The following is a 25,581-nucleotide window of genomic DNA, read 5'->3' as shown; positions in this document are numbered from 1 at the left end:
GCACCGTTTCGCCCCATTACGAGCCCAGGAATTCGAGAATCGCGGGCGCCGCCTGCACCCAGGTGTCGAACATGTTGAAATGCTGCACCCGGCCGGCCGCGCGGTCTTCGGACGCGCGTTCCCAGGCGTCCTCGGGCCAGGGCGGATCGATCAGCTTCGATCCCTTGATCAGGCAACTGACTTCCAGGGAAGTCCGCTTCGGGTGGTCCATGTCGTTCTCGCCCCCGCGGATGATCAACGTGGGGACCTTGATTCGGTCGAACATCTCGTCCTCGACGCCCGGAATCGTCTGTCCCGGCTTAGAAACGAAGGCGTTGAGCCAGCGCAGCATGAGCTTGAGAAACTCATCCTTGTCGAAGTCGAGGAACCGCTGCTTGTTATTAGGGTTCTCCTCGATGCGCTCGCGCCATTCGGCCACCTTCACCACGCCGTCCATGCCGGTGCCACGCACCGCGAGGATGCTGGGGATGATGTAGAAGGAACCGAGCACGAAGGTGCCGTAGGTGCCGCCGACAATGTTCCACACCACGAGCTTGGTGACCATCTCGGGGTAAAGCATCGTGGTCAGCATGGAATCCCTTGCGCCGCCGGACCCTCCGGCCAGAATGCAGCGCTCGAAGCCCAGGCCGGTCACCAGCTTGTGCAGCGTCTCGGCGCGCATGTGCGACTCGCTTTGCCCGTAGAACTGCACATCGGACGCGCCGCAGTTCGGCCGGTCCCACAGCAGCACTCGATATCCGCCGGCAGCCAGGGCGTCGGCCAGCGGACGCAGGCCGGGGATCTCCTTGCTGAACCTTCCGCCCGGCGTCAGGGCAATGAGATCGCCAGAGTCACCGAGGATTTCGTAGACGACATTTCCCCCGTTGATCTCGATAGCAGGCACCCGATTCTCCTGTAGCTAGGCCTGAACCAAAACATCGTTGCCGACGACGCGCACCGGATAGGTACGGATACTCCATTCGGGCTTGACCGCGGTGGTGCCGGTCGCCAGCTCGAAACCCCATTGGTGCCAGGGACAGTAGATGTACTCCAGGTCGCGCACCATGACGGAGTCGCCCGGCGCGGTCTCGTCGACGATCGTGCGCCCGCGGGCTCGTCCCGAACACAGCGGGCCGCCTTGATGGGGGCAGTAGTTCGCGATGGCGTAGAACGTGCCGTTGACGTTATAGACGCCGACGCCGTGTCGCCCGATCGGAACCAGTTTGTGTGTGCCCGGAGGGATTTCGTCTACGGTTGCGACGACATGCTCGCGGCCCTGGGCGAGTCTTGGCTCGGGCCGCTTGGTTTCTTCCGTCAACTCAGAGCACCCGGGTCTGACCCTCGAGCACCGGAACGGTCTCGGGTAGGTGATAGGTGGCGATGCCGTTCTTGTACATGACCGCGTCGCGGGCGTATTTGGGCAGGTGTTTGACCAACCAGCGCGGGTCGTCGAACGTCCAGTGCGGGTAGTCCGAGGAGAAGAGCAGAATCTTCTCGCACTCCATCCATTCCAGTGCGCGGGTCAGTTGGGTCTTGTCTTCCGGGTAGTCCAGCGGCTGGGTGGTGAACTTGATGTGGTCCTTGACGTACTCGGACGGCTTGCGCTTGATGTCGAGCCACGACTTGCGCGCGTCATAGATCGCGTCCATCCGCCACATCAGCGGCAGTATCCAGCTAAACGCATGCTCGACGAACACGATTCGCAGCGTCGGGAATCGGTCGAAGACTCCGTCGAAAATCAGGCTCATCACCTGGTTGGCCGCCAGCAGGGAGTAGGTCACCATGAAGTCGTGGTTGTAGCTGGGGAAGCCCACCGGCGGGATCGGCAGCTCATCGAACTGGCTGCGCGACAGGTGGCAGCTCACGGTGATGTCGTGCTTGGTGGCGGCCGCCCAGATCGGGTCGTACTTCGGATGGCCCCAGGACGGCCGCGGCTCGGCCTTGATCAAAATCTGCGCCATAAAGGGGTGTCCGGCCCAGCGCTCGATCTCACGCACCGACTCTTCCGGCTCTTCGATGGCGATGCAGATCGAACCGCGCCACCGCTCGTGCCAGTTGTTGTGGCTGTCCAGCCAGTGATTGGCCTGCCAGTCGTTCAACGCGGCCGACATCGCGTGCTGCGCCTCGGTAAGGCGCGCCGGATATGCCGCCGGTTCCAGGATCGCGATATCGGAGCCGGCCTCCATGATCAGCTGCCGGAACGCCAAATCCGGGTCGCTGCAGGGAAACTCACCGTTGGCCGGGAACGAGTCAACGCGCATCGCGTAGGAGTGCGCATAGTCCGGCGCGTCGTAGTAGATCTGCTCGCCAACGGAGCGAGTGAGGAAGTATTTGCTGCGCCACGGCTCGGGGATGTAGGGGAGCAACTCTCCGCGCTTGGGGGCGGGATGAACATCCGAGTCGACGCAGCGGACGGCTATGCGCTCGGTAGCGGGAACCCGCTCCTGCGAATGGGTCAGCGTCATCTGGTTCTCCTCAGTCTTTCGCGATATTTCTACTGTGCGCCCACCCCGGCGGGAATGTCTATGCCGTAGAGCTGCGCCGCGTTGCGCCAGCACAGCTTCTCGCGCTGCTCGGCGGACAACGCGCTGGGCAGCTTGCTCACGTCGCCGCATTGCCAGTGCGGATAGCTCGAGCCGAACATCACCATGTCGTCCTTGCCGGTGAAGCCGAACCATTCACCGGCGAATTCGACGTCGCCGGGCCCATCGAGGCTGCCTTGAACGAAATACACGTGACCGGGCAGGTAGTCGCTGGGAATCCGCGGGGCCCATGGAGTTTGCTCCAGGTGCGGCCGGCCGAAGGTGTCCATGCGCCAGATGAACGGCGTGATGAAATCGGCGGCGCCATCGCCCCACACGAACTTGAGGCCGTCGAACCGCTCGAATACACCCTCGGCGATCATGTTCATCTGGTGATACAGGTAGTTCAACGCCATGAAACTGACGTACTGCTCGTAGGTCCGGGTGTTCCCGTTCGGCGTCGGCGGAAACGCGATGCCCGACCCGACCTCGATGTGCGCAGCGACGGGAAGCCCGGCATCGACGGCGGCCTCCCAAATGGGCCAGAACTGCGGTTTTCCGTAGAGCTCGCGGGATTGCAGCGGCACGCCGATCTGAACCACCCGAGGATGGGCGCGCCATCTCTCGATCTCGCGTAGCGCGCCGGGGATGTCATCGGGGTTGACCCGGATGGTGCCGCGGAACCGTTCGCCGAACTGGCCGGACTCCAGCCAGTTCGACACCATCATCTCGTTGTGGGCGGCATGCAGCGCGCTGCCCAGGTGCCGGTCCGGCATGATGCCGCGCGCCATCGGATGCAGCACCGCCACATCGACCCCGCGCTTCGAAAACAGTTCATCGGCAACGAAATCCGGATCCGATCCGGGGTACTGTCCGTCGGGACCCTCGGTGTTGGGTGCGTACTCGCCGCCGGGTGCGCCGTACCAGTCCATCTCGTAATCGGGAAAGCCGCGGCTCTTGAACGGCTCGCGCAGGGTCTTCCGGAGCGCTTTGTTGGACGGGAAGAAGATGTGCACGCTCGCATCGATCAGCGGTGTGCTGCTTCCGTCAGCGTGTGTGATCACCAGGGCCACCCTTCGGCTACGGCGGCCAAAGCCGGCCGTGCGAGGTCATATGATAGCCAATCTAACATTTTCTGCGGCTGTCCATCAATGGGTTTCCGGTAAGCATTTCGTTTAATCATCGCCCCAGGTAGAGGACGTTTTGCGGTCTATTGGGCAAGTCGGGTTCTTGTTTCCGGATAATACCATTCTCCGCTTGGGGACACCCGCGATGCGGATTGCTCGCCACGACGGGGGATCACCTCGGCGGGCTACTCCGACGTGCCGCCCACCGTGACGCCGGCCGCCCGCTCGAACGGCTTGATCACCGTCGTGAAATCCGAGGCGGGCCCTTCATCGTCGGCGAGCGCCTCCCACAGCCGGCCGATCGTCTCGGCGACTTCGGCGGGGACGCCCAGTGCTCTCGCTTCGTCGAGGTAAAGGCGCACGTCTTTGAGCATCAGCCCGGTCGCGAAGCCGTAGTCGAAAGTGCGCGGCAGGATCGCCCGGGGGAACTTGTCGCGGCTTGCACTCGTCGCACCCGATCCGGCGTTGAGCACCTCGATCATCACGCCGGGGTCGAGTCCGGCCTTGACGCCCATCACGACGACTTCAGCGGTCGCGGTCAAAACGTTTGCCGCAAGAATGTTGTTCGCCAGCTTCATCGTCTGCGCCGACCCGGGCTTCTCGCCGACATACACCGGCCGGCCCAGGATTTCGAGTGTGGTTCGCACGGCGTCGAATTCGCCGCGTGGGCCGGACACCATGAGCGCCAGGGTCCCTTTCTCGGCGCCGCTGACGCCGCCGCTGACCGGACTGTCCATCGCCACGATGTTGCGCCGCGCGAGCAGGCCATGGATCTGCACCGCCATTTGGCTTCCGACAGTGGACAAATCGACGTAGCGCTGCACCCGCGCGCCCTCGATCACGCCGGCCGGACCGGTTGCCACCTCGAGCGACGCTCCCGGGGTGGGAAGGCTGGCCAGCACCGTTTCCGCGTGGTCGGCGACCTCCTGGGGTGACGACGCCGGGCGGGCGCCCAGCGCGACGACGCGCTCGAGGGCCTCACCACGCGCGTCGAAGGCGACGACGTCGTGCTTGTCCCGAATCAGGCGGCCAGCCATGGGAAAGCCCATGTTTCCAAGCCCGATGAACCCGAGTGTCATGACTCGTTCAGCTCGGCGAACGCCTCGCGCGCGATGCGAAAGCTGTCGACGGCCGCGGGTACGCCGGCGTAGATGGCCACCTGCAAAAAGATCTCGCGAATTTCCTCGCGGGTTACACCGTTGGTCAGCGCCGCCTTGACGTGCATCCGCAATTCGTTGGGCCGGTTGAGGACCGCGATCATCGCCAGGTTGAGCATGCTGCGGGTTTTACGTGGCAGTTCCTCACGGCCCCACACCGCGCCCCAGCAGTACTCGGTGACGAGATCCTGCAGGGGCCGGGTGAAGTCATCCGCGTCGGCCATTGCGCGGTTGACGTATTCTTCGCCCAACACCTCGGAACGGATGTGGAGTCCGCGCTGATAGGTTTCGCGATCCAATGTTTTCCTCCTTCAAAGGCGAACGACCACGGTCTTGGTGGCGCTGAATGTGTCGAGGGCTTCGTACCCCTTCTCGCGGCCATAGCCGGACTTCTGGAAGCCGCCGAACGGCAATTCCACTCCGCCGCCGGCGCCGTAGGTGTTCACGTAGACCTGGCCCGCGCGGATCTGTGCCGCCAGCCGATGCCCGCGCGAGAGGTCGGCGGTCCACACCGCGCCCAGCAAGCCGTATTGGGTGCCGTTGGCCAGCTCGATCGCCTCCTCTTCGGTGGCGAACCGGTTGACCGTCAGCACGGGGCCGAAGATCTCCTCCTGGGCGATCGTCGATGCGGGATCGGCGCCGTCGATGATCGTGGGCGAGAAGTAAGCGCCGTCCGCCAGTCGCGCGTCGTCCGGAGGGCCACCGCCGCAGAGGATTTCGCCTTTCACGTTGTCGGCGAGCATGGTTTGCACCCGGTGCTGCTGCTTTCGGGAGATCAGCGGTCCGAGGTCGTGGTCCTCGATCCCGGGCCCAACCGTGACCGACGACAGATGCTGTTGGACCGTGCCCACCACGGCGTCATGAATCCCGTCGTGCACCAGCAGGCGCGAGCCGGCCGAGCAGGTTTGCCCGGCATTCTGCAGGATCGCCTTCGCGATCGAGTCCGCGGCGCGAGCCAGATCCGCGTCGGGGAAGACGATTTGTGCGGACTTGCCGCCTAGCTCGAGCGTCGTGGGGATCACGCGGTCGGCGGCGGCATGAGCAACTATCGATCCAATCTGGGTCGATCCGACAAAGCCGAGGTGGTCGACACCGGGATGCGCGGCCAGCGCCGCGCCGGCCTCGGCGCCGATGCCGGTCACCACATTGAACACCCCCGGCGGCAAGCCGGCCCGCACCGCTAGCGCGGCGAGTTCCACTGCCGTTCTGGGTGTTTCGTCGGCGGGCTTGACCACGGCGCAGTTGCCCACCGCGATGGCGGGAGCGACCGCACGGGCGAGCAGTTGCATCGGATAGTTCCACGCGATGATGTGACCGGTCACGCCGAACGGCTCGCGCCGGGTGTACACGTGCAGATCCGTTGAGAGCGGGATGGTTTGGCCGTAGTAGGAGTCGACGGCGTGGCCGTAGAAGCGGAAGTAGCGTGCAGCGACGCCGGCATCGGCGCGTGCCTGGCGCAGCGGTTTTCCGGTGTCCTCACTCTCCAATCGGGCTAACCGCTCACGGTTCTCATCGATGAGATCGGCGATTCGGGTCAACAGTGTTGCTCGCGCCTCCGGCGAGGTGTCCGGCCAACTCTTCGATGCGGCTCGCGCCGCCCGGACGGCGCGATCCACTTCAGCACTGCCGCCGCGCGCCACCGGGCCGAGAGATCTTCCGGTTGCCGGATCGATGTTGTCGTAGACGTCCGCAGAGGGCACCGATTCGCCGTTGATGAATGACTGCGTGCTGGTCACGGTGGCCCTGACCTCTTTCGTCGCGCCGACGGATATCTACACGTTAATGTATATTTCCGTGGTCACGACAACCCGGCGTGGGCGACCAACGCACGCCGAAGCCAAGAAGCTGCAACAAAAGCTGCGCAAGGCGGCCGTCGCGACGTTCGTCAAGCACGGCTACGACGGCACCAGCATGGACGCTATCGCCAAGGCGGCCGGCATCACCCGGCGCACTCTCTACGCCCGCTATCCGGACAAGCGTGCGGTCTTCCTGGACGTCATCCCCTGGGCCCTCACTCGCAGAACGGAACGCGAAGCCGCCGAGGAACTCGATGGCGGTGATCTGCGGGCCGCCCTCGTCGCGATCGGGCGCGCGGGTCTCGCGCGGGCGATCGATCCCGACATCGTCCGCCTGAAGCAGATCGCGATGAACGAGTCGGCACGGTTTCCCGAATTCGCGGTCAGCGCGCATTCCATGACCTGGTCCCCGCGTCATCGGCAGGTGATGGACCTGCTTCGTCACCACCAGGAGGCCGGGGTCATCCAGGTGGACGATCTAGAACTGGCCGCGGGCCACTTCATCGCGCTCGTCGAGCATTTGCCCGCGCGGCTGGCGGACTGCGGCATCTACCGCGACGCCGAAGAGGACGAGCGCCACCTACAACACGCCGTCGACCTGTTTTTACGCGGCATACTGCGCCGGGGCTGAATTCGCGATGGCATGGCCGGGGCTGGTACTGGTGCACGGCGGAGCGCATGCCGCCGATTGCTGGGATCTCACAGTGGCCGAATTGTCCCGGCAGACACCGCAATTGCCGGTCCTCGCGGTCGATCTACCCGGCCGCGGCGGCCGGCCGGCGGATCTGACGGCCGTCACAACCGCCGACTGGGTGAACTCCGCGATCGCCGATATCGAGGACGCCGGCCTCGGTGATGTTGTGGTCGTGGGGCATTCGATGGCTGGGCTGACGGTACCGGGCATCGTGGCGAAGCTCGGGGCCGCGCGAGTGCGGGAAATGATTCTGCTGGCGGCTTTCGTGCCGCCGCAGGGTTCGTCTGTGGTGCAAGCACTGCGCGGGCCCCTGGCCCCGTTGGCGCGGTCGGCGGGCCGGCTGCACAGGTCGTTTCCCATGCCCAGAGCGCTGGCGCGTTACGCCTTCTGCAACGGCATGACGCGCGAGCAACGCGTGCTGACCCTGTCCCGACTCTGCATGGAGTCACCCAATGTCGTTTTCGAACGGGTCGACCGCAGCGAGCTGCCCGGCGAGGTGCCGCGGACCTGGATCATGACGCTGGACGATCGGGCACTGTCGGTGCGCCAGCAGCTCGACGCGATCGAATCCCTCGGCGGGGTCGACACGATGATCTGCGTCGACGCCTGCCATGACGTGATGTTCTCCCGCCCACGATGGCTTGCCACCACGCTGGCCGATCGGTGCCGCTTGTACGCCGGCGGTTAGGTGCCGCGGCGTTTCGTTGAAAATTGTCATTGACATTTGTCAATGACGGGCGTCACGATGGCTTCGATGAGAATGCAAACCAAAGCGAAGCCGCGCGGACGCCAAGCGCAGCGACTCGAGACTCGCCAACGTGTCTACGACGCGGCGATCGCGGAGTTCAAACGCTCGGGCATGGCGGACGCGGATATCGGCCAAATCATCTCGGCGGCGGGGGTCGCCCGCGGAACCTTCTATTTTCATTTCCCCACCAAGGAACACGTTCTCGAGGAGATTGAGCGAGATTTGGTCACCCGGTTGGCCGGCGACTTGGACCGCTTTGTCGCCGCGGCGCCCAACGTATGGGCGACCCTCGCGGAGGTAGTGCGCCTGGTACTTGCGGCCGAGTCCAGGTTTGGCACCCGGCTATTCAGAGATGTTCTGGCACTGCACTTTTCGCAGACCCGGCCACCTGGATTCGGCAAGCCCGCGGACCATCCATTGGTGGCGCACGTCGCCCAGCAGATCGCCCGGGCTCAACGCGAGGGGGTCGTCCGTGCAGAGGCAAACCCCGAGAACAGTGCGCTCTTCTTTCTGATGGGGTTCTATGCGCTGCTCGTCACCAATCACGACTCCAAGCCGGCACGCGGTCGTGTACTCGATGAGTTCGTCGCGACTACCCGCCATGGGCTTGGGGCCCGGTAAGTCGACCGGGCGTCAGTGATCGATCGGAGGGTCAACTGTGTGGCAGGAATTGGTACGACTCGGTCTCGGATGGGGCGCAGCGGCTGCGCTGGTGGGGTTTTGGTATTACGTCCTGCGCGGCATTGGCACCTTCTAGTCGGTACCTCCACCCTCCGACAAACGGAAGTCCGAAGAATCCATCGACCGGTTGAGAAGGGAGCCAGACAACCATGAACCCAGAACGCCGCAGAAGGCGAGCTCTAATCGCCTTTCAGATCTTCATCTACGGCTACCTGCTGCTGATGTTCGGAATCCAACTGTCGATGTGGGCGACGCGGGACTGGTAGGTTTGACGATGAACCCGCCTGTGATCAAACGCTTTTCCGGTAATAGGCGCAATGCCGTGGTCGCCTCGGCAGGTGCCGGGCCGGTGTCGCTTGACGAGCAAATCAGACAGAGCCGAATGGCGCAACGACGGGCCGACAAATGGCTGATCGCCGGAACGCTGCTGATGGGGGCCAACGTGCCCGGCATTTTCGGTCTGCCGCTGTTTCTCTACGGGTTGACACTGCTTCGACGGGCATTGAAATCCGGGCTGTCAGTGCGCCCGATCATGGTCACCTTGATCGGATATCTGGTCATACTCGATGCCGGGCTCAACCTGCAGGGCTGGATCCTGGACATGGTTGCCAATCACACCCTCATCTACCGCGTCCTGTATACGGCGTGGGGCAACGCTTTTGACGCCGGATATTTCTGGCACTACAACCAACTGTGGATCGGCGGCGCGAGCGCACCCGGCGAAAAGAGCTGGGAAGTCGCGCTCATCCTGACCGTGTTTCCCATGCGGATCGCCGCGGCCATCGCCTTCCTGCAGATGAAGCGGTGGGGCCACCAGTGGCTACTGGTTACGTGCTGGTTCGGCGTCGTCATCTGGGTCGGTTACGTGATGAACATGACCGTGTATGCCGATGTCCGTTATTCGGGGGTTGTTTTCCCGGTGCTCGGGTGGTGGATCTACGACATCATGTACATCACCCCCTTCCTGGCGATCCCCTACCTGCACACCGTCAATCGCGAGATTTTCACGGATTAGGGATGCGCCAATGACCACATCGGCGGACGCGCGCAATAGGCCCGATGAATCGGTGAACGCTGACGAACTGCCATCCGGAACCACCAAAGAGTATGCGCGCCTGCACAAGTGGCTGCGACGCGGCATCATGGTTTGTTTGATCGGGCTGGTGGCCGAAGGGGGATTCACCCTGCCGTTCTTGGCGATCTGGTACGGGTACCCGACCCTGGGCTTTCGTGACATCTGCAGTGAGCTGATGAAGGTGCGCTACAGCAACGAATCGTTGGAATGCCAATACCCATACCCGTTCCCAGGGCCGCCCATCAGCGGCGCGCCCGAAGGAGCGGGCATCAACACGGCCAAGGACCAGTGGGGAATTCAACCCGTCCCGCAATATCCGCGGTTGGGCTTCCGCGAGCTGGTCAGGATCCACGATCGACGGATCGCCCGCCAACAAGCCGGGCACGATCAGGTAGCGGCGCACCCGTGACGGGTGGTCTTCGCCTCGACCGAATCGGAACAATAATATACAGTGACGTGTACTTAATGACGGTGCGGTCAGAGAGGAGCCACCGATGACATCGGCGACCGAGCGGCTGGTCGAGTTGGTCGGGGCGAAGGATTGCTTCGACATCGAGCCCACTGAACTGCTGCCCGTGCAATTGGCGGCGGCCAATGAGCGTCTTGAGGCGCAGGCCCAACGCATTCCGCTGCTGGCCAACCGCGCCGAATCCGGTGGCGTCCGACAGATCAAGCGGCCCAGCGATCTGGTGCCGCTGCTTTTCGCCCACACCACTTACAAGACCTATGCCGAAGGCTGGCTGAACGATGGTCAGTGGGACCGCATGGGCAAGTGGTTGGCCACCGTCTCCACCCGCGACGTGGCCGGGCTCGACGTCGGCGGTGTGCAGACGCTGGACGACTGGATCAAGCAACTCGAGAGCGTCGGTCACTACCTCTCCTGTTCCAGCGGCACCACCGGGAAACCGGCCATGCTGTCGTGCACCGAGGGTGACATCGAACTCTCGGCGCAAATCAACGTCGAGGCACTGCTGTGGGCCACCGGCATCGCCCGCGGTGAGGACCGCAAATTCCTGGGCCTGGGGCCACAATTCGCCGCCCCTCGCGAGGACGCGATCCGTCAGACGATGGTCGATTGCTTTTCGTCGAAGTATCCGCCCTACCAGTTCGGCGACGGCGAGCCGATCACCGTCGGATCGATGGTGGACATCATCACGCTGCGCCGCAAACTCACCGACGGCAGCGCGCGTCCCAGCGAGATCGCCGAGTTCGAGCGCATAGCCACTCAGCGCGCGAACGATATGGACATCTCCGCCAAGAAGGCAATTGACGCAGTCATCGGTGCCCGCGACTTGCCCCTGCTCGCAACCGGCATGTTCGCGACGCTGTATCAGATCGCGGAGGGCATCCGTAGCGCAGGGCACGGCGGCGACGATTTCAATCCGAATAACGCCATGATGGTCGCCGGCGGACTCAAAGGCGCTGCGCTACCGGACAATTACCGCGAGTACGTGATGGAGACGTTCAACGTCACCGAAGAGCGGCTGTATCACGCGTACAGCATGCGCGAGATCAATGCGACATTCCCGCTGTGTCACGCCGAGCGGTACCACGTCTCACCCTGGGTCATCCTCCTGCCGCTGGATACGGCCGGTGAGAGATTACTCGAGCCTGGTGATGGCGAGATCGAGGCCCGGGCAGCATTTTTCGACGCGTCGATCGAGGGTCGCTGGGGTGGCGTGATCAGCGGGGACCGGGTCAGTGTCAGTTTTGGAAAGTGCGCATGCGGGCACCAGGGCCCGACGGTCGGCCGCGAGATCACGCGCTACGCCGACCTGCCGGGCGGTGACAAGATCACCTGCGCGGGCGGCATCGACGCCTATGTCCGAGGCGTCGCGTGACCACGTTGGCGGCGCCCCATTTCGTCCAGGGCGCGCTGGTCGAGGGGGACGTGGTTCGTCACCGATCACGAGACCTGGGTGCCGACTTCGTCACTCCCGCCATCGATCTCGACGCACTCGTCATGCCACGGTCGCGGCTGCCGCCGCTACTGAACGTCAAGCTCGCCGAGATCATCGACTTCCTGGCCGAACTGGGCGAGCGCTTGAACTTGGACCGCAACCCGCACCTGCGGCGCTGCCTGGAACTGATCGCGGCCACCAATCCGTTGCCGCGCCGCATCGTTGAAAATCTCTATCGCCAGGCCCCGACGTACCTGACCAAGCCGCTCCTGGAGAGCATGGTCGATTCCAATTTCGCCAATCGAGAGGCGCTGGACGGATGGGTCGAGCGGGTCGACCCGTACGGCAACAAGGGTGCGGTGCGGGCGTTCCCGTCGCGAATGGTGCACATGCTCGCCGGCAACGCCCCATCGGGATGCGTCGCGTCGATTGCACAGGGCGCCCTGGTCAAGGCTGTCAACCTGTTCAAGATGCCGTCGAGTGACCCCTTCACCACCGTGGCGGTGCTGCGCACCATGGCCGAAATAGATCCGAAACACCCTGTCGTGCAATCGATGTCGGCGGTCTACTGGCAGGGCGGCGACAGCACCATCGAGCGCGCGCTCTACCGGCCGCAGTACTTCGACAAGATCGTCGCCTGGGGCGGCGGCGAGGCGATCGACAACGTGATCCAGTACCTGGGCCCGGGAATCCAGTTGATCTCCTTTGATCCGAAGTCCTCGATTTCGATGATCGGACGCGAGGTGTTCGAGTCCGAAGACCGCGTCGCCGATGTTGCCGATCGGCTAGCGGCCGACACCACGGTGTTCAACCAGGAGGCCTGCTTGGCCAGCCGCTTCGCGTTCGTGGAAGGTGAACGGCCCCAGGTCGAATCGCTGTGCGGCACGCTGGCGCAGCGGTTGGCCGTGGACCGCGACTTCGCCTCGGCTGTGGGGCCTCGACCGCCGTCGGAGGTGCGCGACGAGATCCAGGTGATGGAGGCCATGGGTGACCTCGAGGTCTGGGGCGGCTTCGACGGGCGTGGCCTGGTGATCCTTTCGGATCGACCGGTCGAATTTCAGCCCACCAACAAGACGTCGAACGTTGTCATGGTTGCCTCGCTCGAGGACGCGGTCCGCTACGTCAACGTCGCCACTCAAACCATCGGTGTCTACCCGTACGAACGCAAGGCTGGGCTGCGGGACCGGCTGGCAAGTGCCGGGGCCCAACGTCTGTGCCGGCTGGGAACAGCGAATGCGCACGTGCTCGGCAGCCCGCACGATGCGATGTATCCCCTGCAGCGGTTCGTGCAATGGATGGGCGACGACGACATCACCGCGCCCGGCGCCTGACCCCGCGGCCGGGCTGCGCGCTAGGTTGCGGGAGGGAACCGGACGAAGGAGAAGCAGTGACCGTAGCAAGCGCGGACATCTGGGAAGTGATGTCGACGGCCCGGACAATCCGGCGCTTCACCGACGAGCCGGTCGACGACGCGACCCTGGCGCGATGTCTCGAGGCGGCCAGGTGGGCCCCCTCGGGCGCCAACGCGCAGGGCTGGCGTTTCGTGGTGCTGCGGTCGCCCGAGCAGCGAGCGGTCGTGGCCAAGGCCGCGGCCCACGCGCTTGAGGTGATCGAGCCGGTCTACGGGATGAGCCGGCCCGCCGACGGCGACAACGGCCGCCGCGCCCGCACCTACCGCGCGACGTACGAATTGCACGACCGCGCCGGTGAATTCACCTCGGTCCTCTTCGCCCAGGAGCACTACCCGACGGCGTCGGAACTGCTGTTGGGCGGTTCGATCTTTCCCGCCATGCAGAACTTTCTGCTGGCCGCGCGCGCCCAGGGGCTCGGCGCCTGCTTGACCAGCTGGGCCTCGTACGGCGGTGAACAGTTGCTGCGGGATGCCGTCGGTATACCCGACGGCTGGATGATCGCCGGTCACATCGTGGTCGGGTGGCCCAAGGGCAACCATGGGCCGCTGCGCCGCCGCCCGCTCGCCGAGTTCGTCAACCTGGACCGCTGGGACAATGCCGCCGGCGGCCTCGTCGACGGTGCGCGAGCCCCCGCGTAGCAGCCATGGCCTGCATCGATACGCCATACGCCGATTCAGAGATTATTACTTCCGCAACCGAGAATGTTATTCTCACGTGACAGTCACGACGAGAGGCGGCGCGGATGCTGTTGGAGTTCGATGCTGATCAACGACTGTGGCAGGACACCGTGCGCGACGCCGTCGCCAAGCAGTGCCCGCCGTCGCTGGTGCGCAGCGTTGCCGAAGAGGGCGTCGACCCGAGCCCGCTGTGGAAATCGTATGTAGACCAGGGCTGGACCGAGCTCAGCGATGCGGACAGCGCCGTCGAGCTGGCCATCGTGCTCGAAGAGCTCGGCCGCGCCACCGACCCCACCCCGTTCCTGGCGACGATGAGCCAGTTCGCACCGCTTGCCGCGGACCGGTTCGACCCACACCAGTCGGGCACCGCGGTCTACGGCGGCATCGCGGCGCACCGCGACGCCGAGGGCTGGGTGCTGGACGGCACCGCGCGCCATGTGCTCGACGGTGACCGCGCGGAACGGCTGGCGGTGGTGACCGATGCCGGGGTGTTCCTGGTCGAGTCCGGTCAGGTGGCGGCCCGGCGTTCGGCGGTGTTCGACCCGGTGCTGCACGTCGCCGATCTGTCGTTCGCGGAGGTTCGGGTGCCCGACACCGAGCGCCTGACGGTCGACGCCGAGCGCGCGCACCATTTCGCGTTGACCGGCATGGCGATCACCATGGTCGGTGCCTGCCAACGCATACTCGACCTGGTGCTCGAGCACGTCACCAGCCGACAGCAATTCGGCGTGGCTATCGGTTCCTTCCAGGCGGTCCAGCACAAGGCCGCCGACATGCACGTCGCCATCCAACGGGCGCGGGCCCTGGCGTATTTCGCCGCGTTGACGATCGCGGCCGACGATCCCCGCCGCCGGCTGGCGGCCGCAATGGCCAAGGCATCGGCGGGGGAGTGCCAGTCGCTGGTGTTCCGGCACGGCCTACAACTGCACGGCGCAATGGGATTCACGTGGGAGAACGACCTGCAGTTCGCGCTGAAACGGGCCAAAGCGGGCGAGCTGATGCTCGGCGGCGCGGCGGAGCACCGGGCGCGGATAGCGGAGGAATACCGTGCAGCTGACTTTTGATTCCGCCGTCGAGGAGTTCCGGGCGGAGTTCTCGGCGTTCCTCGACGAAAATCTGCCTCCCGCAAGCGAAACGCTCGAGCGTCCCCGGTCGGTCTCGCACATGCCGCAGTGGGCGCGCGACTGGCAGCGGCTGTTGTTCGACAACGGCTGGTTGCTGCCCAGCCAGCCGCCGGAATTCGGCGGTCGTAACGCGTCGGTCATCCAGCAGTTCGTCTACCTGGAGGAGCTCAGCCGCCGCCGGATCTACCACAGCTTCAACCCGCAGGGCGTGAACATCGTTGGCGCGTCGCTGTTGTCGTTCGGCAGCGACGAGCAGAAGCGGCGCTGGGCAGTGCCGATCCTGCGGGCCGAGATCACCGCATCGCTCGGGATGAGCGAACCCAGCGCCGGCTCCGATCTGGCCTCGCTGCGCACCCGCGCGGTGCTGGACGGCGATCACTTCGTGGTCAACGGCCAGAAGGTGTGGACCTCGGGGGCCCACGATGCCGACGTTCTGTTGACGTTCGTCCGTACCAACCCAGATGTGCCGAAACACAAGGGAATCAGCGCGCTCATCATCCCCACCGACACGCCAGGGCTGGTGCGCCGTCCGTTCCCGTCGATCTGCGGCGCCGACGATCTGGATTTCAACGAGGTGTTCTTCACCGACGTGCGGGTGCCGGCCGAAAACCTGGTCGGCGAACTCGACCAGGGTTGGCGGGTGGCCAACGGATCGCTGGGGCACGAACGCACCATGATGTGGCTGGGTTTCGCCGATCGCCTGGAGAACATGATCGACGACTTTCACCCCAGCACCGAGGTTGAGCGCGACCAGTACGCCACCACGATCATGGACAGGCAGGCGCTGCGGTTGTTGGGCTCGGCGGCCCTGGCCCGCGCCGCGCGCGGCGAAGATGACGTGGCCGCGATCTCGGTGCTCAAGCTGCTCGGTTCCGAAGCGGAGTTGCGGGGCATGGAGCTCGCATTGACATCCGCGGGATCCGACGGGCTTGTGCACCCCGGACTGACCGGGCCGTACGCGCACATGAACCTCGACCACTACTTCGCCAGCTGGTTCGAGCGCTACGCCCGCAGCTTCTCCGGGACCATCGCCGGCGGCACCTCCGAAATCCAGCGCAACATCATCGCCCAGCGGGTGCTCGGCCTGCCGCGCGGCTAGCATCATCACAGCGCCTGCTGAGAGGCATTGCCGGGCAACGTAATCCGGCTCACGCCCGGGGTGTGCAGCTGTCCGGCCAGCCACGGCAGCGCGGTGGCGAACGCCATGCCGGCCGTCGGCCAGTCGTGCTTGCCGGGCTGGGTGATCAACGCGCAGTCGATGCCGTTCGCCCGCCCGAGCTGGCACAAGGAAGCCGCGGCGGCCGGCTGGTTGCCCGGGTCGGCGGCGGCGGCGCGGCCGGCGACGGCCATCGCGGCGGGATCGACGGTCGTGATGTCGCGACGCGGTGAGCCACCCGACGAGACGGCGAACCAACCGGACACTCCGGTGTAGCGGCCGTGGTGAGTGATCGCCGTGGTCGGGTCGAATTTCGCCCATGCGTCGGCATCGCCGTTGAACAGGGTGGCGATGGTCTGTTCCTTGGTTCCGGCGTTGGGGGTCAGGTCGCCCTCGATGTCGACGAACGAGCTGAACATGTCGGGGTGCATGACGGTCAGGTCCACCGCGCACGTTCCGCCCATCGACCAGCCGGCGACGCCCCACCGGGACGGGTCGGGGCTCACCCCGAAGTTCGAGACCACGTAGGGCACAACGTCTTTGGTCAGGTGGTCGGCCGCCTGGCCGCGGCTTCCGTTGACGCATTCGGTGTCGTTGTCGAACGCCCCGCCCGGGTCGACGAACACCAGCACCGGTGAGTTGCCGCCGTGGGCGGCCGCGAAAGCGTCGGCGGTGTCCACCGCGCCGCCGGCGCGCACCCAGTCGGCGGGAGTGTTGACCATGCCTCCGATCATCATCACCGTCGGCAGCTGTGGGGGCGGGTAGCTGGCGAACCATGCCGGCGGCAGGTAGACCAGTTCCTCGCGGTGCGTGAAATGCGATGCGTCATCGGGGATCACGACGGGCACCAGGTTGCCGTGCGGCGGCTTCGAGCCCTTCGCGGCCAGCGTCGTGACGGTGGCCTTGTCCGCCTGGTTGGGCAGCGGAACGGAGGTGAACTGGTCCCACGCGCTCTGCGCGGTCTGGAAGTAGCCGATCCACTGGTTCAGCACGAGCAGCGAGCAGAGCAGACACAGCGGCACGGCCAGGATCGCTAGACCGCGCCGCCACCACCGTGCGCCGCGCCAGCCCAGGATCGGCACCGCCGTCGCCATTCCGACCAGCCCGATCCACACGTACAGCGCGTCCGGTGCCGACTTGCTGGCGCCGTCGGCGATGAAGGAATGCGCCCCGAGGGCCGTGATCACCCCGACGACGGCGGCGGCGGGCAGCCACAACAGGCGCCAACGCCGCGAGCGCCACCCGGCGGCCAGTCCCAGCGCGATCGGCGCGACGATCTGAGCCGTGATCGGCGCCCAACCTTGGGTCAGTGAAGTGCCCAGTAGCGACATGTCGACTCCTCTTCTCAGCGGTACGAGAGAAGGATCGAATGCCGGCCTCGCCGAATCCTTGGTGGATTCTTGGGGCCGAGTCTGGGGGCGCAATCGGCGTCTCGGCGTCGAATGTGAAGCCGGCTTCACGCTCGGCTTCGAGCGGGCGATTGATTTCACGCTCGGCGGGGCCGGGGCCCTGGGGAACCTACACCGGGTCGAATTTGGTGATCAGCCAGGCGCCGTTGACCCGGGTCAAGCTCACCAAAACACTGCTGGAGGCCATCGCGGGGTCGGGATTGTCCTTGCTCGTGGTGCTCTGGTCGACCAGCACCAGCACGACGGCGGAATCCGGATGCAGTTCCTGAACCGCGGCCCCCAACACCCGAGCGTTGGTTTTCAGTGACTTCTGCTTGGCCGCCGGAGCCACGATCTGCTCGGTGAACTGGTTGTAGTACGACAAGAAGTCCCCGGACAGGTGAGACTTGGCGGCGGCAAAGTCCTTGTCGAGAGATTCGGGCGAGTAGGACAGCAATGCGACCGTGCCATCGGACGCCGCGTTGGCGACGGCGCTCGCGACGCCGGCGTCGGTCTGTTTGTCCGGCCGGTACTGCTTGAAGTACAGCCACGTCGCCACACCGCCGGAAAGCAGCAGCAGCACAATGAGAATCACGGGAATGACTTTCACCTTGCGCCGCGGGCGTGGCTCGGTAGGTCCGCCGTGTTCGGTTTCTTCGGCGGAGTCGTCAGCGGTTTCGATGCTGCGGTCGTCCTCGCTCATGGAATGAACTCCACGTTGGACATCTTGTATTGCCCGCCGTCGTCTTTGACGGTCACCTTGAGCCGCCAATTGCGTGGTGCGTCTTTGGCGCCCGCGGCATTGGTGATGTGCGACGTCGCCGCGACGAGAACCAGTGCGTAGTCGCCGTTGATGGATTGCACGGCCGCGGCATTCACGGTTCCCTGGGTGACCACCTTGGACTGCTCTACCACGGTCGTGAAATCTTTTGCACGCGCTTGGAAGTCGTCGTGAAACTGCCCGGTCGAGCTGTCGATCACCCGCTGGACGTCCTCCTTGGCCTTATTGAAGTCCATGGAAATCAGGTTGACGACACCTTGTCGGGCACCCGCGATGAAGTTCGCGGCGCGCTGCTTGCGTTCGACGGTTTCGTGGCGCTGCCACATCATGTATCCGCTGGCCGCGATGAAGGCACAGATGAGGACGACGACGGCAGCTTTCCATGCCACCGACCATGATGGCAATCGCAGGCGTCGCCGAGAGCGGGCCGGTTTGGATTCCGATTCTGCGTCTTCGGCCGTCTCGTCGGACTCCGCTTCGGCCTGGGTCTCTGCTTCGTCGGTGTCGTCCGCGTCCTCGTCGGAGACGCCCTCGGTCTTCGCCTCGGTGTCCGCTTCGTCGGTGTCGGTCGCGTCCTCGTCGTCTCCCGACGCTTCTTCGGCGGTCTCAGCCTTGGCCTCTGCCTCAGCTAAGGCCTGCGCTTCACGCCGGAGCCGGGCGGCGCGGGCGCGGGCGCGCGCCGCGGCGGCCAGCGCCTCGGCTTCCGCGGCCTCGGCCTCGGCTTCCTCGAGCAACGCCTGTGCGTCGGCTTTCGAGGTGGCCGAGTCGTGTGGCGGCTTCTTCGCCTCAGGCATCCTGACTCCCCATCGCCCTCATGAGCGACCGACTCCTATGCGACTCACGCGGCTAGAATCGCACGAGCGAAAACGGGTAACTGGTGCTGCCCCCGGGTCCGCCTCCGCAACCGGTGTCGAACGTCGAGTCGACCTGACCCGCCAGTGTCACCGCGTCCCACGAGTAGACGTCGTGCGAGGGAAAGAACTGGACCACGCAGCGAACACCGTCGGGCACATCGACGGCCAGGGTGTAGCGGCCGTTGGCAAGCTGAGCTATGCCTCTGTAGACGGTCGCTTGCCCGTTGGGCTGCGGAGTCGCGTACACCTGCGCGCATCCTGGCGTTGGCTGGACGCACGGGCTGATCGACCAAATCCAGAAGTGGCCGGGATCCCGGTTCGTGTCCAGATGGTAGTTGCCAGGCACCATGTCCGCGTGGGCGGTCGGCGTGAGAGTCAGCGCGGCCATCGCAAGTGCAAGGCTCATTGCGAAAGTCTTCACGGATGCGTCTCCCATCTCTGCACACGCGCTTGGCCTCAATATAAGACGCGGTCACGCTGAACAGGCCCACTCGCAAAAATTATGAGCGGCTCAGTCAATGACAGCCGCTTCCTTGCGTTCCGTGATCGGCCTGGCGAGCTCTTGCTCGTCGCAGATGCGCTGCAGCTTCTCCAGCGTCTCGTCCAGGCCCGGCCCGACCTTACGCCCGGGCGTGAAGGTGGCCGGCAGCTTACGCATGCCCTGGATGACACCGATGGTCTCGTAATGGACGGTGCCCTCCGGATCGCACGTGTAGTCGGGCATCCGGTCGAGCACCGCGGTCAGCATGGACTTGAACACAGTGCGCGCCACATTCGAGCCGATGCACCGGTGGACGCCCAGCCCGAAGCTGAAGTGCCGGTTGCCTTTACGGTCGAGGATGATCTGGTCCGGGTCGTGGAACACCGAGGGGTCGCGGTTGGCCATCGCCCACGAAATCCACAGCCGTTCACCCTCTTTGAACCGGGTGCCGTCGAGCTCGGTGTCGTCGGCAAACGTCCGGCCGTCGCCGGGCGCCGGGGTGAAGTAGCGCAGGAACTCCTCGGTCGCGGGGTCGAGCAGGGTCTTGCGCTCGTTGCTGAGCAGCTGCCGTTGGTCCGGGTGTTCCGAAAGCCATTCCAGCGAATGGGCGGTCAGGGCGGTCGTGGTGTCGAAGCCGCCGCCGATGACCAGGCCAAGGTTGCCGAGGATTTCCAGATCCGGGGCGGGGTCGCCGTCGATGCGCATCTGCAGCAGGCCATTGATGATCCCCGGCCGCGGGTTCTCGCGGACCTCCAGCATGTTGTTGACCATGTCGAGCCCCATCTCGCGGTGCATCGCGGTGACGCGCTCGATGTCGGGGGAGTGCTCGGGCGTGTACACCGCGGCGTGCACCGGCTCGCTGTACATGTTCCACTTCTTCAGCGGGATGCCGAGCATGGCCAGGGTGAAGACGGCCGGCACGATGTTGGCCAGATCGTCGACGAAATCGATGCGGCCACTCTCGATCTTCTCGTCGAGGCAGGCGCGCGTCACGTCGTCGATGAACGGTTCCCAGCGCTTGATCGCCGCCGGTGAAAGGTACGGGTTGAGCACCGTTCGATAGGTGCGGTGTTCGGGGTCGTCCATCTCCAATATGCCGCCGCGCACCGCGCTGACGCGGCTGGCGGTGGGAATCGAAATGCCTTTGTAGCCCCGGCGTTCGCCGTGGATGTCGTGGTCGTTGGAGACTGCAGGGCAGCGGGCCAGCTCGAAGACCTCGTGGCTTCCGGCAGCGACCCAGTGCCCGCCGTACGTGTCGGTCCACGCCATGGGGCACTTTGCGTGCATCTCTTCGGTGATCCTCTTGAACTGCGACCGATACTCGGACGAATGCCGGTCGAAGTGGTACCGGTTCTTCTTGCGGTCGCTGTCATTGACGACGTCATCGACACTCAACGGCTTTGTCTCCCTACAGGTTTCGCGTGCTAAGGACCCGGCGCCGGCTCAGTCGTCGGTGACCGTGATGGCCTGCTCCGGGCAGGACTGGGCGGCCTCACGCACCTGGTCCTCGCGATCGGCGGGCACCACCTCGTCGACTGCCGACGAACTGCCGTCGATGTCGCTGAGCTGAAACGACTCCGGAGCGATCATCGCGCACAGGGTGTGGCCCTGGCACCGCTGCGAATCCACCGAGACCTTCACGGGCTTTCTCCTCTCACACTGTTGGCGGGCATTGCTGGCCAGCCGCCGCTCAGGTGTTGCGGCCGCCGTTGACGCCCAAGATCTGACCGGTGATGTAGCCGGCTTCCTCGGACACCAGAAACGCGCATGCTGCAGCGATGTCCTGGGGCGTACCCATCCGGCGTACCGGCGTCCGCGCGATCGTCTCGTCGATGTCGCCGAGGAAGCCGTTCTTCTCGGCGGCGCGCAGCATCGGGGTGTCGATGAAGCCGGGCGGCACGGCGTTGACCGTGATGCCCTTGGGTCCGTACTCGAGTGCCAGTGACTTCGTCAGGCCGTTGACCGCCGACTTGGCCGCCACGTAGTGACTCATATAGGGCGCGCCGGAATGCGTGCTCGACGAAGAGATGTTGACGATGCGTCCCCATCCGGCCTCGACCATGTCGGGCAGCACCGCTTGGACGGTGTGAAAGACGCCGTTGAGGTTGACGTCGATCACCCGCCGCCAGTCCTCGAAGGAGATGTTGTGAAACTTTTTGAACCCGTCGAGTCCGGCGGCGTTGACCAGAACCGTCACCGGCCCAAGTTGGCCGCGGATGGCCGAGAGCGCCGCATCCACTTGCGACCGGTCGGTGACGTCGGCGGTGAAAGCGCAGTCGGCTTCCGATGGACGCAGGTCGATGGACGCGACACTTAAACCGTCGGCCCGCAGGCGTTGCGCGACGGCGAGACCGATGCCCGATCCGCCACCGGTCACTACCGCAGTCTTCATGTCGAGGCCTCTACTCCGACGGGGGCCATTTCAGCCACAAAGAATCTCCCTTACAATTATGAGAACCCTACTCTCCACGCGGAGTGGCGTGCAACACGCGCGCAACAGCGCCTCCTGCCTGCGTCGAGACGCCCAGGCCGGCGACCCGCGGTCATTTTTCGCCCTGGTCAGCACCTCGATATTGTTCCTGAGAGTTTCTTGAATTATCGAAACTCGAATGTAAGATTCGCCGGGGAAGAGAATGAAATTACCGTGACCGCCACCACACTAGGGGGTACGTAATGCCTGCCCAGGACACGGCAGAGCCCGCCACTGGGTCCGCAGCGGCCATCGCGTCACAAGCCGTCTCAGCCGACGGAGCCGGCACGTGAGGCCGCTCGAAGGCATCCGGGTCCTCGAGGTAGCCATGTACGGGTTCGTCCCGTCGGCGGGTGCGGTGCTCGCCGAATGGGGCGCCGACGTGGTCAAGGTCGAGCACGCCGTGACCGGTGATCCGCAACGAGGGTTGCGTCAGACCGGGATGCTGCGCGTCGAAGGCGATCCCAACCCCAACATCGAGCACGCCAACCGCGGTAAGCGCAGCATCGGACTGGACATGTCGGTGCCGGAAGGCAAGGAAGTCCTCTACGAGCTGGCCCGTCGGGCCGATGTCTTCCTGACCAGTTTCCTGCCCGATCACCGGCAGAAGTTCGGCATCGATGTCGACGACATCCGTGCGGTCAACCCGAAGATCGTCTACGCGCGGGGCAGTGCGCTCGGCCCGCGCGGAGAAGAGTCGACCAAAGGCGGCTACGACATGACCGCCTTCTGGTGCCGGGCCGGCACTGCCGCGACAATTACCCCCGCCGGCATGCCGGGCATGATCGCGCCGCCGGGACCGGCCTACGGCGACACGATCTCGGGCACCAACCTTGCCGGTGGCATCGCGGCAGCGCTGCTCGGACGCGAGCGGACCGGCGAACCGTCCGTCGTCGACGTGTCCCTGCTCGGCAGCGGTCTGTGGTCGATGGGTCACACCGTCGCGCTGACAAAGCATCTGAACCAGCGACTGGAAGCGCCGCCGCCGGGGGTGCACGGCGCGCCGAATAATCCGTTGGTGGGCCTTTACACGACCTCGGACGGTCGCTACATCTCCTTCGTGATGATGCAGCCCACCAAGTTTTGGGCCGACGTGTGCCGGCATGTGGACCTGCCCGAGCTGGCCGACGACCCGCGTTTCGACACGGTAGACAACATCGCGGCCAACACGGCCGACGCGGTGGAACTCCTGACCAAGGCCATCGGTGCTCGCACGCTGGCCGAGTGGAGCGAGCGCTTCGCCACCCTCGCCGGACCCTGGGCTCCCGTGCAGGACACCCTGCAAGCGGCCGACGACGCGCAGATCCGCTCGAACGAGTACCTGGTGCAGGCTGGTGAACTCGAGCTGGTGGCCAACCCGGTACAGTTCGACGTCGCAGCGCCACAGATCGGGCCAGCACCCGGATTCGCTGAGCAGACCGACGAGATCCTGATGGAGCTCGGCCTCGACTGGGACCGCATCATCGAACTCAAGACGGCCGGCGCCGTCACCTAAGACCGGAGCAGCTCGGACATGGTTGAGCAGACTGTCGCTTGCGTTGGGACGCAGTCGCCTTGCGTCACTGCACCGACCGCGAAGTGCGCGGTAACGGTTATGCATTTTTCGCTCCACCCGGACGCCGCATGAGTCATAATCGCCGGACGCTTCAAGACGCGGAGCTCCTCGTTTTACAGCGAACTCACGCGATAGGACGGAGGTTTGGCGTGAGCGAGGTCGCGGCTGTCACATCGCAGGCCCATGCCGAAACGTGGTTGCCCGCTGACCATTTCGCCCTCGTCAGCGCGCGTTTACAGCCGTCAATTCTGTCGAACTTACCGCAGCCGTTGCGCCAGAACAAGACTGCCGGTCTCGTAACGCGGGGAAGGGTCTGACGCCGATGGCGACCAAGGGCGCCGACCACTGGTCAGCGGGACTGCCGCAGCTGAAACTGAAATGGGACCTCTCGGGGCCCATGCAGGCCGTCGGTGCCTTGTTCGCGATGTCGGCCGATGCGGTCAAGTTCGTGTTCCGCCGGCCGTTCCAGTGGCGGGAGTTCCTGGAGCAGTCCTGGTTTGTCGCGCGCGTGTCGCTGGCTCCCACGCTGTTGGTGGCGATCCCGTTTACCGTCCTCGTCAGCTTCACACTCAACATCCTTCTGCGTGAATTGGGCGCAGCGGACCTATCGGGTGCGGGGGCCGCGTTCGGCGCAGTCACCCAGCTCGGACCTCTGGTCACGGTGTTGATCGTCGCCGGGGCCGGTGCCACGGCAATGTGTGCGGACCTTGGGTCGCGCACGATTCGCGAAGAGATCGACGCGATGGAAGTGCTGGGTATCAACCCGATACAGCGCTTGGTCACGCCGCGCATGCTGGCTTCCGGATTGGTCGCGTTTTTGCTCAACAGCCTGGTGGTGATCATCGGGGTCCTTGGCGGCTACGTCTTTTCGGTGTTTGTGCAAGACGTCAATCCCGGCGCGTTCGCCGCCGGCATCACGTTGCTCACCGGCGTGCCCGAGGTCGTCATTTCCTGCGTCAAGGCGGCGCTTTTCGGCCTCATCGCCGGTTTGGTCGCCTGCTATCGGGGGTTGTCGATCACCGGCGGTGGCGCCAAAGCTGTCGGCAACGCGGTGAACGAAACCGTGGTCTATGCCTTCATGTCCCTGTTCGTCGTCAACGTGGTTGTCACCGCGATCGGCATCAAGATGACGGCGAAGTAGGGCGATCATGGCGCTGAGGGCTGCATATCCGCGATTGACTCGCCAACTCGAGCGTCCGGTCGCCTTGATGGGGCGGATCGGCGACCACACCCTGTTTTACGGCAAGGCGCTCGCCGGGGTCCCCTTCGCGGCCAGGCATTACACCCGCGAAGTCGTTCGACTGATCGCCGAGATCAGCATGGGCGCGGGCACATTGGCGATGATCGGCGGAACCGTCGTGATCGTCGGGTTCCTGACCCTCGCGGCGGGCGGCACCCTGGCCATTCAGGGTTACACCTCGCTGGGCAATATCGGCATCGAGGCGCTAACCGGCTTTCTGTCCGCGTTCATCAATGTGCGCATCGCGGCACCGGTCGTCGCCGGTATCGGCCTGGCGGCCACCTTCGGCGCCGGGGTGACGGCCCAGCTGGGTGCCATGCGGATCAACGAAGAAGTCGATGCGTTGGAAAGCATGGCCATTCGCCCGATCGCCTACTTGGTCAGCACCAGGATCCTGGCCGGAATGATGGCTATCACGCCGCTGTACAGCATCGCCGTGATCCTGTCGTTTGTGGCCAGCCAGTTCACCACGACGTTCTTGCTCGGACAGTCGCAGGGTTTGTACCAGCACTACTTCAACACGTTCCTGAACCCGATCGACTTGTTGTGGTCATTTCTGCAGGCCATTTTGATGGCGCTCACCATCCTGTTGATCCATACCTACTACGGCTATTTCGCTTCGGGTGGGCCCGCCGGTGTCGGTAACGCGACCGGCAATGCGGTACGCACCTCGCTCATCGTCGTGGTGTCGGTAACGCTGCTGGTCTCGCTGTCTATCTACGGTACGAACGGCAACTTCAACCTGTCCGGTTAGCAAAGGAGG

At 64.8% G+C, this 25,581-nt stretch carries 27 protein-coding genes; 13 read left to right on the top strand and 14 right to left on the bottom strand.

All coding sequences use genetic code 11. The annotated features are described in order from the left end of the window. Positions 1-16: 16 nt before the first annotated feature. The 7 genes from AC5Y7E_RS15190 to AC5Y7E_RS15160 form a co-directional block, all read right to left on the bottom strand. Positions 17-883: an alpha/beta fold hydrolase gene (locus AC5Y7E_RS15190; RefSeq protein WP_067133749.1), complete on the bottom strand. Its 867-nt coding sequence runs from the start codon at positions 881-883 to the stop codon at positions 17-19. Positions 884-898: 15 nt separating this feature from the next. Continuing rightward, complete coding sequence (locus tag AC5Y7E_RS15185; RefSeq protein ID WP_064882584.1) at positions 899-1,297, bottom strand: Rieske (2Fe-2S) protein; 399 nt, start codon at positions 1,295-1,297, stop codon at positions 899-901. A gap of 1 nt (position 1,298) precedes the next feature. Continuing rightward, positions 1,299-2,444, bottom strand: a complete 1,146-nt coding sequence (locus tag AC5Y7E_RS15180; RefSeq protein ID WP_499918718.1) for an amidohydrolase family protein — start codon at positions 2,442-2,444, stop codon at positions 1,299-1,301. Positions 2,445-2,473: 29 nt separating this feature from the next. Continuing rightward, positions 2,474-3,565: an amidohydrolase family protein gene (locus AC5Y7E_RS15175; RefSeq protein ID WP_499918715.1), complete on the bottom strand. Its 1,092-nt coding sequence runs from the start codon at positions 3,563-3,565 to the stop codon at positions 2,474-2,476. Between the two features lie 248 nt (positions 3,566-3,813). Then, complete coding sequence (locus tag AC5Y7E_RS15170) at positions 3,814-4,707, bottom strand: NAD(P)-dependent oxidoreductase (protein ID WP_499918714.1); 894 nt, start codon at positions 4,705-4,707, stop codon at positions 3,814-3,816. After that, positions 4,704-5,084 (bottom strand): carboxymuconolactone decarboxylase family protein, encoded by a 381-nt coding sequence (locus AC5Y7E_RS15165; protein ID WP_499918712.1) that lies wholly within the window; start codon positions 5,082-5,084, stop codon positions 4,704-4,706. The genes AC5Y7E_RS15170 and AC5Y7E_RS15165 overlap by 4 nt, the downstream gene beginning before the upstream one ends. Positions 5,085-5,096: 12 nt before the next feature. Next, positions 5,097-6,521, bottom strand: a complete 1,425-nt coding sequence (locus tag AC5Y7E_RS15160; RefSeq protein WP_499918711.1) for an aldehyde dehydrogenase family protein — start codon at positions 6,519-6,521, stop codon at positions 5,097-5,099. Positions 6,522-6,567: 46 nt separating this feature from the next. Here AC5Y7E_RS15160 and AC5Y7E_RS15155 point away from each other — a divergent pair, with 46 nt between their 5' ends. From AC5Y7E_RS15155 to AC5Y7E_RS15110, 10 genes are all read left to right on the top strand, one after another. Beyond that, positions 6,568-7,212 (top strand): TetR/AcrR family transcriptional regulator, encoded by a 645-nt coding sequence (locus AC5Y7E_RS15155; protein WP_499919027.1) that lies wholly within the window; start codon positions 6,568-6,570, stop codon positions 7,210-7,212. A gap of 7 nt (positions 7,213-7,219) precedes the next feature. Continuing rightward, positions 7,220-7,963, top strand: a complete 744-nt coding sequence (locus AC5Y7E_RS15150) for an alpha/beta fold hydrolase (protein ID WP_499918710.1) — start codon at positions 7,220-7,222, stop codon at positions 7,961-7,963. 72 nt (positions 7,964-8,035) lie between these two features. Continuing rightward, positions 8,036-8,644 (top strand): TetR family transcriptional regulator, encoded by a 609-nt coding sequence (locus AC5Y7E_RS15145; RefSeq protein ID WP_499949762.1) that lies wholly within the window; start codon positions 8,036-8,038, stop codon positions 8,642-8,644. Positions 8,645-9,086: 442 nt separating this feature from the next. After that, a complete protein-coding gene (locus AC5Y7E_RS15140) occupies positions 9,087-9,719 on the top strand; it encodes a hypothetical protein (RefSeq protein WP_499919024.1) in 633 nt (210 codons plus the stop codon). Between the two features lie 10 nt (positions 9,720-9,729). Then, positions 9,730-10,188, top strand: a complete 459-nt coding sequence (locus AC5Y7E_RS15135; protein WP_499918709.1) for a hypothetical protein — start codon at positions 9,730-9,732, stop codon at positions 10,186-10,188. Between the two features lie 85 nt (positions 10,189-10,273). Next, positions 10,274-11,620 carry a hypothetical protein gene (locus AC5Y7E_RS15130; protein WP_499918708.1) on the top strand — a complete coding sequence of 449 codons (1,347 nt, stop codon included), beginning with the start codon at positions 10,274-10,276 and terminating at the stop codon, positions 11,618-11,620. Beyond that, entirely contained in the window at positions 11,617-13,011 is a 1,395-nt protein-coding gene (locus AC5Y7E_RS15125) for an acyl-CoA reductase (RefSeq protein WP_499918707.1), read from the top strand. The genes AC5Y7E_RS15130 and AC5Y7E_RS15125 overlap by 4 nt, the downstream gene beginning before the upstream one ends. Positions 13,012-13,100: 89 nt before the next feature. Further along, positions 13,101-13,730, top strand: a complete 630-nt coding sequence (locus AC5Y7E_RS15120; RefSeq protein WP_499919022.1) for a nitroreductase family protein — start codon at positions 13,101-13,103, stop codon at positions 13,728-13,730. Positions 13,731-13,834: 104 nt separating this feature from the next. Continuing rightward, a complete protein-coding gene (locus AC5Y7E_RS15115; protein WP_499918704.1) occupies positions 13,835-14,833 on the top strand; it encodes an acyl-CoA dehydrogenase family protein in 999 nt (332 codons plus the stop codon). Further along, positions 14,817-15,992: an acyl-CoA dehydrogenase family protein gene (locus AC5Y7E_RS15110; protein ID WP_499949614.1), complete on the top strand. Its 1,176-nt coding sequence runs from the start codon at positions 14,817-14,819 to the stop codon at positions 15,990-15,992. Before AC5Y7E_RS15115 ends, AC5Y7E_RS15110 begins: the two co-directional genes overlap by 17 nt. A 5-nt stretch (positions 15,993-15,997) precedes the next feature. Here the strand turns inward: AC5Y7E_RS15110 and AC5Y7E_RS15105 are convergent, their stop codons facing one another. The 7 genes from AC5Y7E_RS15105 to AC5Y7E_RS15075 form a co-directional block, all read right to left on the bottom strand. After that, on the bottom strand, positions 15,998-17,380 hold the full coding sequence (locus AC5Y7E_RS15105; protein WP_499918699.1) for an alpha/beta hydrolase: 1,383 nt from the start codon (positions 17,378-17,380) through the stop codon (positions 15,998-16,000). 187 nt (positions 17,381-17,567) lie between these two features. After that, the gene (locus AC5Y7E_RS15100) at positions 17,568-18,140 is read right to left on the bottom strand and encodes a hypothetical protein (RefSeq protein WP_499918695.1); all 573 of its coding nucleotides are present in this window, start codon (positions 18,138-18,140) and stop codon (positions 17,568-17,570) included. Then, a complete protein-coding gene (locus AC5Y7E_RS15095; protein WP_499918693.1) occupies positions 18,137-19,012 on the bottom strand; it encodes an Rv1363c family protein in 876 nt (291 codons plus the stop codon). Before AC5Y7E_RS15095 ends, AC5Y7E_RS15100 begins: the two co-directional genes overlap by 4 nt. Before the next feature lie 52 nt (positions 19,013-19,064). After that, complete coding sequence (locus tag AC5Y7E_RS15090) at positions 19,065-19,508, bottom strand: hypothetical protein (protein ID WP_499918690.1); 444 nt, start codon at positions 19,506-19,508, stop codon at positions 19,065-19,067. A 75-nt stretch (positions 19,509-19,583) separates the two neighbouring features. Continuing rightward, complete coding sequence (locus AC5Y7E_RS15085; protein ID WP_499918687.1) at positions 19,584-20,948, bottom strand: cytochrome P450; 1,365 nt, start codon at positions 20,946-20,948, stop codon at positions 19,584-19,586. Positions 20,949-20,996: 48 nt separating this feature from the next. Further along, entirely contained in the window at positions 20,997-21,194 is a 198-nt protein-coding gene (locus AC5Y7E_RS15080; RefSeq protein ID WP_499918684.1) for a ferredoxin, read from the bottom strand. A 49-nt stretch (positions 21,195-21,243) separates the two neighbouring features. Then, complete coding sequence (locus AC5Y7E_RS15075; protein WP_499918683.1) at positions 21,244-21,945, bottom strand: SDR family NAD(P)-dependent oxidoreductase; 702 nt, start codon at positions 21,943-21,945, stop codon at positions 21,244-21,246. A 367-nt stretch (positions 21,946-22,312) separates the two neighbouring features. Between AC5Y7E_RS15075 and AC5Y7E_RS15070 the strand changes: the two genes are divergently transcribed. The 3 genes from AC5Y7E_RS15070 (at position 22,313) to AC5Y7E_RS15060 (ending at position 25,572) form a co-directional block, all read left to right on the top strand. Beyond that, positions 22,313-23,518, top strand: coding sequence for a CaiB/BaiF CoA transferase family protein (locus AC5Y7E_RS15070; protein ID WP_499918682.1), 1,206 nt, complete (start codon positions 22,313-22,315; stop codon positions 23,516-23,518). 382 nt (positions 23,519-23,900) lie between these two features. Next, complete coding sequence (locus tag AC5Y7E_RS15065; RefSeq protein WP_499918679.1) at positions 23,901-24,719, top strand: MlaE family ABC transporter permease; 819 nt, start codon at positions 23,901-23,903, stop codon at positions 24,717-24,719. Between the two features lie 7 nt (positions 24,720-24,726). Next, the gene (locus AC5Y7E_RS15060; protein ID WP_499918677.1) at positions 24,727-25,572 is read left to right on the top strand and encodes an MlaE family ABC transporter permease; all 846 of its coding nucleotides are present in this window, start codon (positions 24,727-24,729) and stop codon (positions 25,570-25,572) included. Positions 25,573-25,581: the final 9 nt, after the last annotated feature.

The organism is Mycobacterium sp. NGS17 (assembly GCF_059813205.1).
This window is presented reverse-complemented; position numbering and strand designations above follow the sequence as displayed.